Annotated in this window: 7 protein-coding genes; 1 reads left to right on the top strand and 6 read right to left on the bottom strand. The window is 44.7% G+C overall.

All coding sequences use genetic code 11. From position 1 onward, the window contains the following. Positions 1-280 precede the first annotated feature (280 nt). Complete coding sequence (locus tag A3860_RS36085; protein ID WP_081155467.1) at positions 281-781, top strand: hypothetical protein; 501 nt, start codon at positions 281-283, stop codon at positions 779-781. Between the two features lie 74 nt (positions 782-855). Here A3860_RS36085 and A3860_RS36090 read toward each other — a convergent pair whose 3' ends face one another. From A3860_RS36090 to A3860_RS36115, 6 genes are all read right to left on the bottom strand, one after another. Beyond that, on the bottom strand, positions 856-2,013 hold the full coding sequence (locus tag A3860_RS36090; protein WP_143774434.1) for a glycoside hydrolase family 27 protein: 1,158 nt from the start codon (positions 2,011-2,013) through the stop codon (positions 856-858). A 132-nt stretch (positions 2,014-2,145) separates the two neighbouring features. Next, entirely contained in the window at positions 2,146-4,461 is a 2,316-nt protein-coding gene (locus A3860_RS36095; protein ID WP_216823589.1) for a hypothetical protein, read from the bottom strand. A gap of 122 nt (positions 4,462-4,583) precedes the next feature. Then, complete coding sequence (locus A3860_RS36100) at positions 4,584-5,660, bottom strand: DUF4998 domain-containing protein (RefSeq protein WP_081155469.1); 1,077 nt, start codon at positions 5,658-5,660, stop codon at positions 4,584-4,586. Positions 5,661-5,670: 10 nt separating this feature from the next. Continuing rightward, positions 5,671-6,876: a DUF4959 domain-containing protein gene (locus A3860_RS36105; protein WP_158085469.1), complete on the bottom strand. Its 1,206-nt coding sequence runs from the start codon at positions 6,874-6,876 to the stop codon at positions 5,671-5,673. 27 nt (positions 6,877-6,903) lie between these two features. Further along, complete coding sequence (locus A3860_RS36110; RefSeq protein ID WP_081155471.1) at positions 6,904-8,793, bottom strand: RagB/SusD family nutrient uptake outer membrane protein; 1,890 nt, start codon at positions 8,791-8,793, stop codon at positions 6,904-6,906. A gap of 41 nt (positions 8,794-8,834) precedes the next feature. Then, a complete protein-coding gene (locus tag A3860_RS36115; protein ID WP_143774435.1) occupies positions 8,835-11,996 on the bottom strand; it encodes a SusC/RagA family TonB-linked outer membrane protein in 3,162 nt (1,053 codons plus the stop codon). Positions 11,997-12,242: the final 246 nt, after the last annotated feature.

Consider the following 12,242-nt stretch of genomic DNA (forward strand, 5'->3'; position numbering starts at 1 on the left):
AAACCAACTGAGCTAAACTCCCTTATAATTGGGCAGCAAAAGTAAGGGGCAATTCTTTAAAAAACAAGCTTTTAAGCAAAATATTTTTCTATTCCGTTATAGTTATCCCCCTGCCTGAACTCAGGAAATCACTAACATATAGGCTGAATATCCCCTATAAATACATAACCACCACAGCGCTTCCAGGGTGGCCCTTTTTGCCCAGCCCGAGATACCACAAGACGGTACAACTTTTTCAGCCCTTGAATTAAACTGATTTAATTACCCATAATTATTTACTATGAAGGTTTCATCTGCGTTAGCCGGAGGATTGGCCGGTACACTTACCGTGGCTTCCATGCATGAAGCTTTGCGGAGAATAACCCCTGATGCCCCCCGCATGGACAAACTTGATATGGACCTGTTACGTAAAGGTTTAAAAAGCATGCATAAAAAGGTACCGAATGAAAATGAACTGCAACGATGGGCAGTGGGTGGTGAATTGCTTTGTGATACCGCCTATTATAGCCTGGCAGCAGCCGGTGGCAGAAAAAGAGCCTGGCTGTATGGCGCTTTCCTGGGACTGGCAGCAGGTATAGCGGCCGTTGTTTTACCCAAATCGCTCGGGTTGCCGGAAGAAGCAAGCAATAAGACCTTAGGTACAAAAATTATGACCATCGGGTTGTACCTGGTGGGTGGACTGGCTTCAGCAGCCATTGCTACGCTCGTTGATAGTGCAGGGAGTAAAGAAGAAGAAGGAGAAGAAGCCACTGAACCATTATTCGATAACCTCGACTATTGAATTGGTGAAAATAAAAAAAGGGTATGACCTTTTGAGTTACACCCTTTTCTTAGGCTGCCTGCGCCAGGGTTCCATCAGCGAAAACATTTCAACAAAACAATTCCATGTTTTGGGATGGTAAACGTTTGCGCCGCTCCCATAACGCCAAGGTCCTTATGCAGCCACAGCTCTCTTAATTTAGTTTTTGAAGTAAGCGCCAATTGCTGTACAGAAAGGGTTACCACTTTCTGTCCTTCTCCCCTGTTCATGATCGCGATCGCTTTTTCCTTACCTGCTTTGCCCAATGGTTTTACCCAAACTTCTACATCGCCTTCTTTCACCAGTCGTGTTGCCTGTGCAAAGCCCTCGTCCTGGTTCAACGCGATCACTTCTTTATTTGTTAAAATTTCAATCGTTTGTTTGCTCATGCTGCGCAGGTCGTTCCCCGCCAGCAATGGCGAATTAAGCATGCACCACATACTGAAATGCGTTTTATCCTCGTCATAACTCATCCCCCTTCCTACCTGAAGCATATCCATATCGTTGTAATGACCGGCAGATGCATATTTATAGAGTGGTGCGTTGAGGTCGATAATGCCAAGAATGGAAGAAAATTGCTCCCTGATGTCGCCTGAGATGCGCCAGCTATCTGCTTTTGTAATTGCCCATTCGCCGGGAAACTTCCAGCGGCACACATTGAAAACAATTGCCGGATTGATACTTTTCACTGCCGCTATGATCTTTGTGTATTCGGTTTGTTCATCGAGGTTTTGTTTTTCACCACCGCACCAGTCTACTTTTAAAAAATCGTATCCCCATTCCCGGAAGAACTGGTTGCAATCTTGCTGCACATGCCCGTAAATACCAACGCCAATACCCAGCGAATCTTTATCATAGATAGACCCGCAGGTGTTTTTACCCGCATCGGTATAGATGCCGGCTTTTAACCCTTTGCTGTGAACATAATCGGCCAACGCCTTCATGCCTGAAGGGAACTTTTGGCTATTGGGAAAAAGTTTTCCGGAGGAATCGCGCCCGCCAAAATAACCATCGTCGATGTTAATGAACCTGTAACCGGCATCGTACATGCCCGATGCTATCATGGCATCGGCCTGTTCCCTGATCATTTTCTCATCGATGTGCACGTGAAACTGGTTCCAGCTGCTCCAGCCCATAATGGGTGGCTTTGGTTGTTGGGCAAACAAGACGTTACCGGCTAACAAACAAAAACAAAATGCCGTTATTTTTTTCATATTCACGCCTGACTGTTTTTATGGGTTCGGCGCAAATATAATTAAAACAAACACTACCCACGAATGTTTCGGGGTGGTGTTTGGCTTTGCAAGAGAACGTTATAACGCTCGTTTCAATGAATGTGCTTCTTCTTAATTTCTGTATACTGTTGCACGACCGGTTGAAAGCGGGTATGCTTTATCTCTTTTCAGCGCCACGAAGAATCGTTTACCAGCTCCACCGGCATTCACTTTATACAAATTCCAGTTGCCGGCATCTACTTCCTCCAATCGAAAATTTTGCGAAGGATCTGCCAGTTCTTTTTTCACCCATCCAGGAAAAGCATTGGCCGCCCTGGCATTTTCCCAGGTTCTTATCGTTTTAAAGATCGCATCTTTCTGCGGACAACTTTCAACATCTTTCTGGTTCAGATACAAACTGTATGTTGTTCCAATACCTACAGAAATTGCCTGTATATGCTCATATTGCTCCACTGTTGAATTGGCTTTAATGGGGAAATTCCCACCCATACCCACAGGAAAAAAATTACCATAGGTTACGTCACGGAGGTCTTTACCCTGGCTGGTAGTACTCCCCCATTCCCTGGTGTCAACATCATATAAGTTTTTTCCGCCGCCAACATTCCAGATACTTTGATAATGCCATGAACCTTCCGACAATGTAGCTCCGGTAAACCGGATTGACGGAACTCCAAGCGCAGCAGCTCTTTCAAACATTTTCCGGAAAAAACGTTTTGCAGAGTAGTAGCCATGTCCGTTGTTGAATAAAAACTCCTGTCCATCAAAGTCGTAATATCTTAACCCATTAATAAAACAAACATCTGCATAGTATTCTGCGATCTTATCCTGTAACTGCATATTGGGTATAAGACCATCGTATCCGTAGTTAATGGTTACCTGAAGTTTATAAATAGTATCATTAAATTGATGGTTAGTTGGTTGGGTACCCCAGTACCCCCGTTTTACATTTAATAGTCTATAAGGTGCTTTGGCAGAAACGCCCAGGTAATGAATCAGTTCCTTACCGATCTTTATCATATTTAAGTTTGCGCAATGCCCTTCCCAACTGGCAATCTCTTCAAGATATTCAGGGTCGTCTACTATGATCACTGTATCGGTTGAATTTATACTTTTCGCCAGCAACCGTTTTTGCTGATAACACAAACTGTCGCCCGGAATTGGGCTGGCGTCTTTGGTCCCCGGAGCTAATGAATTCGTTATTGTAGTTCTTCCTATTGTAATTCCATATTTTGCTGCCATTTCTGCAAATTCCCGGTGTGATCTATTTCCTGCAGTCAGCTTTACAGGCTTCCTTTCAAAATTCTTTCCATCAATATAGCCTTCATTGCCGCGGTTGGGCCTTAAAAAACCCTGATCATATAAGCTTATGGCTTTAAAACCTAACCTGTTCGTATAAGATATTATGCTATCATACAAACCTCCGCTGGTAATAGCATCAGGAACATAAGCGGCGGGGTCTTTCACCCATTTTCCATTTATAGTTGGATACGGGAGGCCTTCTGACCTTACAATGGTGCGAACAACATCCATCAAAGCTGTACTGTCGGCACTGCCCCATAAAGCGATGGAAGATCCGATATAATCTACTCCTGGCAATGGCTGAACGTTCAGATGGTTTGGTGTATTGACTGCCATATTGGGGATCAGAGAAAAATAAACCTGTCTTGCAAAAGTTCTATCCCTTGATTGATAGGCAATTGAAATCCTTCCTTTATCGTCAACCATCGCAGCATTGCCGTACATGATCCTGTAATAGGGCTCTTTGTGGGCATAAAATGCTACATCGCTGACACCATTACCACCCAGCGTAAAAACCTGCCCTTCATGCAAATGGCCGGGCAAAGGAAAACGGTTAACGTCAGGAGTATGGATAATATATTGAAAAGGGGCTGCATCGCCAATCGTTTCGGCTGTACCACCAAGGGTATTGTCGTTTAGAGCGAGCATGCCTATGGCGTAATTAACTGCCGCACTGGTATCGCGGCTCACGCCAATTATTTCTCCAAATAGATTAGTAATATTCGTGTGATAAGCGCCCCATTGAACAGCATCAATACCGTTTCGGGGAGAAAGGGATTGAAGCGTCAATTTAAAATATTTTTTTTGTGGCGCCAGCGTAATGGCAGCCACAGAACCATTTGTATAGCTCAGTAAAAGCGTTTTGTTTCCCTTGTTATAACTAGCTTTAACCGGCTGATAGTAAACCATTTTTTTGCTATCATAAAGGCTCAGGAATGGAGAAGGTTGGTCAACCGGACTGAATTCCCGATTGGGTTGAACGGTTATATTTTTCATACTGGTTATCCATCCCTTTGCATCGATATGAATTTTAAAATAATCGGTATGAAAATCGAATTGTGCAAATACACCCAAACCATAGGCAAGCGCTGCACATAACAATAATTGCGGTTTCAAAAAACTGCGCATCAGGTAGTAATTATTTGATATTTGAGTAAAGGTATTTTACCCTGAAAAAAGCAACTCAAACATTATTGACCAATTCCTATGTTATATTCACTCTCATTGGCAAATCACAGGGCACAAGACGCTTATTTCATCGTAAATGTTTCATCAAATAAAGTACGGTGTGTACTGCCAGGCTGATTTAGCCAGTACTTTATTGCAAGGACTTTTGTATCGGGATCAAATTTATTTATTCCTGACGGGTCCAATTCGGCCGAGCGCCCGTTGGAAGACGGTTGCCCGTATTTGTTCACAACACTTATAACATTATTACTGGCATCCAGGTTTATTACCACGCCAAACTGCCCGTAGTAAGAAGCACTACCCCCACTAATAATTTTATGGTATACCCCTTTTGAATAATCGTTATCAACCAATTCCAGTTGCGTTGGATTGATGGCGTGCAAAGTAACATTCCAGGGATAGGGCCCTGCGATGGAACTGCTGGTATAATCTATCATGGTACCTGTACACACATAATCTGCAGCCATTAGTACCAATGGCAGGGTACGATCAGCGTAAAAGGTGTCGATACCATTTGCCGGAACAATGGCTGTTTTCAGCCGTACTGCATTCAGCGTTTTCTTTATATCTTTCAGCGTGTCCTGAAAAGCGGCCAGTTGCGTGTATTGCACCGACCTGGTAACGCCCGATTGATCTTCATAATAAACAATGGAATACTTGCAGGTGGTATCTACTGAAAGCATATTTAATACTATTCCGGCCTGACTGTTGGTAAAGGCGCCGTCCCGCACCGGCAGATTGCTTTCATACAGATCGCCGAGCGATTGCCCGCTTACAATTGCCGACCTTGAGGTTGAAGCATTGCCGGCTTTATCAAGCGCTGTTACCTCAAATGTATAATTGCCTTCCCGCAAACCGGTGATCAATTGTTTCTGCAATTTATTTGCCTTGCCGGCAGGCACTTCAATATGCTGGGTATTATTATTCCAGGATATTTTATAGGTAACCACATTGGGATCGGCTGTTTGTGTAAACTGTATTTCCACTCTTCCTCTTCCGGGATGCACTTCCAGATTATACGGTGAGCCCGGATAGATGATCTCTCCCCCGTTTAAATAGGCAGCATATTCATTATCCATTTTGGTGCATGAAACAGCCACAACAACGAGTAACAGCAATAAAGATCTATTATTTTTCATTTTCAGGTATTTACTGATAATCGCCCATAAATTTTATTGAAGACATTTCCAGGCCATCGCCGCCACTGTAATTCTGCAATATCACTATGCGGAAATAACGCAGCTGAACAGCCGGCAAAGGCAGCAGGAATTCGGAACCATTTGTAACGGTTTCGTAATCGGCCGGGCTTAGTTGCCCATAAGGCAGTCCGGAAGGCTTAACCAATTCATATACCCCACCCAGTTGGGTCCAGGTATTATCCAATGCCCCATTTGGATTTGGGTTTACACTGCCATACAACTTAAAATATCTAAGTGTGCCATTCCTGAATTCAGCACCACCATTATAACGCATCCAGTACCTGAAACGGCTCACCACTACCCTTCGGCCCATATCGATCGTGATGCGGGCAGGTGTAGAGTCGTTCGGGTCTTTAACGCCGTAAAATGCATAGTCCCTGGCGCCGTAAGCCTGGGTAAGGGGAACATTCAGGCTGGAACCACAGCATGATTGCTGATCACCGGGAAGCACCACCGCCTTCATAACTGAACGATCCAACTCTACTTCATTCATCGATCTTACGCGCGCCCAAACAGTGTCTGAGGTGTTTCCCCAGCGGTCTCTTACATAGGCGCCAAACTTTCGTTCAACCGGTGAAAACCCCCGCACTGAAAATGTACCCGTTGAATCCCGGGTATACATGGTGTTCACATATTCAGCCTTGCCGGCCGTATCAACCAGGGCAACGATGGCAATGTCGCCTTGTGTAGGGTTCCTGAATTGTATAGTGGCGCCCCCAAAATCGGCAAAAATATTCAGGGTGCCTTTTACCGTCAGGTAAGGCGGGGTTAACGGGCTAACCACAACTTCAACCGGGTCAGATTGTACCTCGCTTCTGCTAACGGTTCGCAGGGTAACTGTATAGTCGCCTGCCTTTTCGAACCCCACCACTTTAATAGTATCTGTATAATACGAGGCTTTAGCCTGTAACCTCGTAGTATTGTTGACCATAAAATCGGCCTGCACATACAAAATGGCCGGATCGTCCTTAATGGTATACATAATGTAGGCGCCCCCGGGGAAATTGGTAACGCGTACATTGCTTACCCCTTCCGGTTTTGAACCGTCTTTATAGATCGGGGAATGATTTGAACCTGTTTGTTTTTGGCAGGCATACAACCCCGCCAATAACGTCACCCCTACTACTATTGCAGCCTGAATACTCAATTTTCTCATTGTTAGCATTTTTTACGTTGGTTCATTTTACCACAACGGATTTTGTACAAGGTTCGGGTTTACAAAAAGATCGTACTCCCGTATCGGCGACAGATAATCCCGGTATGTATTATTGGGTTTATAAATGGTTTTTAACCGGTAAAATGCATCCGGTGTATTTTGCAATACATCCCAACCAGTTATTGGCCTGTTCATTAAATCGAGTCGTTTCCACCGCCGCATGTTCCAGTAATTCTCACCCTCGAAAATGAATTCTATCATGGTTTCCTGTTGTATAATGCTTCGCAACCCCTCTTTTGTTGCCGGTTTGGCCGCGTTCCTTGAGTAGTTTGCCCATGACTCAACCACTCCTTTCAATCCGGCCCTTGCCCGCACTGAATCTATATATTCATACGCAGCAGCAGAAGGCCCTTCTGCTTCATTCAATGCTTCGGCGTACATCAGGTATAAAGCACTTAACCGGAAGGCCGGCCATATGTAGGGGTCGGGAGTATAGGAGTTCCCTGAACCGGAGGTTTTCCAGCTTACCAGCTTTTTTGGCCAGTAGCCGGTGAAAGAATAACGCGACAGGCTGGGCGCAGATGATGAACCCCACATGGTGTTAATATAAAGCAGATTATCTTCAGCGGGCCGCTGTATCATAAAATAGGAAGACCCGTCAAAAGCCAGATCGGCATAGAACCGGTATTCGCGATCCATATTAAAAGCCGATGTTGTATAATTAGGCTTCAGGATACTTCGCATGGAAGGCGGTATGGTCTTTATTATAGTATACCTGTTTGCATAATCCCATTGCAGATCTTCTTCAATGGGAACGCCATTTTTGGTATAAAAGATCTCACAGGCATTCAGGTTTGCCGCCAACAGCGAAATGGTATAACTGTATACATCATTGCGGGGTGCAGCCTGGCGTTGCAGATCGGAAGTGTTTGCATTGGTAAAGGCCCATATCACTTCAGGATTCCACTCTTCGGTTAAAGCCGTTCTTATATCCAAACATTTTTTCGTTGTATCGCCTATAGCATTCAAATCAAAAGGCTTATTAAAATAATGCAACCTGAAGCCAGCCTGTTTGCATACTGCTATCGCTTCCTTACAGGCGGCTACAGCCACTGCCCATTTTTCATTATCAATATCCGTTCGTACCAACGCCTCGCCATCGTTATTTTTGAATTGCGCATAATCTGAATTTCCATTAAACAGGGGGCTGGCCCCCAACATCCTGTCATAAGCCCTGATGGCCAGGGCAATTGGCCTGGTTATGCGGCCCAATTCTTCCCGTTGATTGGCAATGATCAGTGGCAGGTCGTTTATTGATTCATCGATCAATGCAGCGATATAATTAACTGCGCTGTCAACAGGCTCTCTTTTAAGCTTAACCGCTTCTACATCAGCAGACACCGGCAAATTTTTCCTTATCACCGGAATAGGGCCATACATCCTTAACAGCTGAAAATGATAATATGCTTTCAACACTTTCACTTCGGCTATCCATTGCTTCTTTTCATACGAAGCAATATCAGGCACCTTATCAATGTTCTCTAAAAAAATATTGCAGCTGCGAATGGCCTGGAACACAGGCACGGCATTATTCAACCCATCCCATAAATTGGCGCCGGGATTAACTACATTCTGATAATCGTAACCCAATTGCAGAATGGCATCGGGCAATCCCGATTGTGAACCGGGATAGGGAGTAGCTATTTCCCTGGATGCAATAAAAGTATGGTTATCGGCAGGGCTGGCCAGTTTTGGCAACCAGGAGTAACAAGTAAAAAGATATTTTTTTGCCGTGGCCCGTAATTGAAAAGCCTGCTCCAATGTTGCAATGTTATCAGGAACGATATCGAGATATTTTTTACAGGAATAACAGCAGGCTATAACAACCAGCCATAATCCGATCTTTAAAAACCGCATATGATCTTGATTAGTTTTGGTTAATGTGATGCAGTCATTATTTAAAAGGAAACATTTATACCAACATTCAGGATCCGTTGAATGGGGTATCCGAGGCCATTGCCACCCATTTCAACATCCCACAGATTGAACCTGCTGAACGTAAATAAATTGGCGGCATTCAGATAAAGACGTGCGCCCCTTACATGTATCCTTTTCATCGGGCGGTCATTCAATGAATAGCCCATTTCTACCGACTTCAGCCGTAACAGGGCGCCATTGCGCATAAACCAGGTGCTCGTTTGGCTGTTATTACCGCTAACATCGGGGCTTAACCGCGGCCATACCGCATAAATATTCCTGTTCTCTTCGCTCCAATGGTTATCGGCCCATACTTTTAACAATTGCCGCTGCTTATCGACAAAAGGCGTGGTGGCATTTACATCTATCCAGAAGGATTCCCGGGCCAGACCCTGGAAAAAAACAGAAACATCAAAACGCCTGATGCCGGTTGACAGCCCAAAGCCATATACAATTTCAGGGCTGGTGGGAAAGCCGATAGGCACCTGATCGAGCTCGGTTATTTTCCCATCTCCATTAACATCCCTGTATTTTATGTCTCCAGCCCCGTAAGAACCAAAACTTTGTAAAGGCGCATTCCTGGCGTCGTACTCATCAACGAACAGCCTTTCGGCTATATAGCCCCATTGCTGATTAATAGATCTTCCTGTATGCGACTTGTTGGTGCCCGGATATTTCGGTTCTTCATATACATCGAATTTTCCTGTGGCATAGGTGAAATTCGCCATTCCCTTTGCCCACCATTTTGAGGTGAGATTGCAGGAATAATCCAATGAAAGGTCAACACCCTTTGAAACTGCTTCCCCCACATTGGCCATCAGTGTAGCCGACAACCCCATGGTGGTGGGAATGGATGAACGGGTCATCAATATATTCGTACGCCGCTCTTTATATACATCCAGGACCATATTAAGATTGCGGAAGAAGGTTGCTTCAATGCCCAGGTTGGCTTTCAGGGCCTTTTCCCAGGTAATATCATTATTGGCATACCTGGTAATTTCGATGCCCGACAGTGAATAATCTTTAAGCGTACCAAACCGCATTCCCCGGTTGCCACTGTTCATATTTACATTCGACAGGTAAAAAAAACGATCATCAGGAGATCCTATGGCGTCATTACCTACATACCCCAGCGTGGCCCGCAACTTCAGCGTTGATACTACATCACTGAATTTGTCCCAATATTTTTCATTTGAAATAGTATAGGCCACTCCGGCCGAGGGAAAGAAGCCGTACCGGTGGGTTTTGTAAAACCGTTCAGACCCATTATAACCAAAATTAAATTCAACAGCATACCGGCCATCGTACACATAAGATACCCGGCCCGACAAGCCTGCATTGCGGAAAGGCAAAGAACTTTGCAGATCACCTGAATTGCCATTCAGGCTGCCTTTGGCTATACCTACCAGCGTTCCGCTGAGGGTATGGCCTTTTTTGAAAAAACCTTTGTAATCCAACGCCACTTCACTGTAAAAATCAGAGGCGGCTGTTTTTTCACCTGGTTTGTAATCAAGGTATTCCGTTCCCTGCGCCGCCTGTGACTGCCCATCCTCCAGGTTAATCGACTTCAGATCGTAATGTTTACTGCCATAATCGTAATTAGTGGCAATGTAATAGAACGGGTTGTACGCCCTGGTAACATCGAAATAGGCATTCCTTTGTATATTGATGATGCCTCTTGCGCTGAGGCCCTTCAATATAAAAGGCAATTTCTGGTACAGGGCAACCTGGGCATTGATATTGGAACGGTTAAATTGCTTATACCCCCGCTGTAACTGTGCATATGGATTATTAAAATTTCCTTCGGGCGAATTGCCAAACATAATATGCTTTACATACCTGGTTTCGTCGGTTGGTTCATAATAAGCGGGGAACATTACCGGGCTCGACTGCATGATCAATCCATAAATGGCAGCGCCGCCATTGATAGGGCCCATATAATCATCGAAACTTCCCGACAAACGGGTCACCATTTCTGTAGTAGGTGTTAAATTGATATTCACATTACTTCGAATGGAATAGGAACGCAGCTTTGCATTACTGTTAAAGTTTGATCTTTTATCTACTTTTAAGATACCGTTATCTACATTAAGGGCACCCGACACATAATACCTGGCCACTTTACCGCCACCTGAAAGACTTAAATTAAAGCGCTGGTTCATGGCAGACTTACGCAAAACCATGTTCTGCCAATCGGTTACCGGGTAGATCACCGGATCAATGCCCCGCTTAGTATTATTGATCTTCTCTTTTGAATAATATAAGCCACCCAACGGATTTCTTGTCAATACCGCCTCGTTTGCCAGCTCCATATAAGTGATGGGGTCGGCCAGTTGTACGTTGCGGGTGCTCCGGGACAGGGAATTCTCGGCCCTTAACGAAACAACCACCTTGCCATCCTTGCCTTCCTTGGTAACAATAGCTATAACACCGTTGGCTCCTTTTGAGCCATACAGGGCGGTAGCCGTTGCATCTTTCATGATCGAAAAACTGGCAATATCGTCAACCTGCAACCGCGCCAGATCCGTTGCAGTGGCTTCAATATTATCAATAAGAATAAGCGGCGATTTTCTATACCCAAAGGTGGTAACGCCACGCACAAAAAAATTAGCATTATCGGCGCCGGGTTCTCCGCTGCGCTGATAAGCAATAATACCAGCCAGCCTGCCGGCCAGTGCATTGGTTAAATTACTGGCCGGGATCTTTAATTCGCCAGGCTTAATGCTGGTAACGGCCCCTACCACCTCTTTTCTCTTTTGTACGCCCCTGGCTATCACCACCATTTCTTCCTGCGCATCCGCCTTTACTTTCAACATCACGATCAGCGGATCTTTTTGAGGTGTATTAGCCAGCACCTCGGTGGTTTCGCGGCCGGTGTATGATATTACCAGTGTAACAGTTTTTCCTTCGGTTATATTTAAGGAGAATTCGCCCCGGGCATCGGAAGATGTGCCCGTTTTAGTACCCTTTACAACGATACTGGCCCCATCGATGGGAATTCCGGTTTCATCAACCACAATCCCTTTAATAACAGCTGTTTTCGGTTGCGCCGAAGCGGTGCATGGCAGAAAACAGAACGTGAAGAATAAGCATAGCAATCCTGTTGCTCTTTTCATTTGAGCAACCTGCAATCGTTTTTTCATAATGGCAATTAGCTTTGGTTCCTCACTAAAATTACCATCTATAACAATAACGAACATCTGCTATTTTAACACATACTAACGCTATCTTTGCACGCAGACATTACAAATATTTATAAGCGCGGGCAATTAAATTTCACCGGCGATATTTTCCCGCACAACCTTACCCAGTTTACCAACCGGACAATGTTTGTAGCTGTAAAACATTAAAAAAGGTGTAACTCACAAGGGCCGCTAGAACCCGGCCCT

Source organism: Niastella vici (genome assembly GCF_002077945.1).
GTDB classification, from domain to species: Bacteria; Bacteroidota; Bacteroidia; order Chitinophagales; family Chitinophagaceae; genus Niastella; species Niastella vici.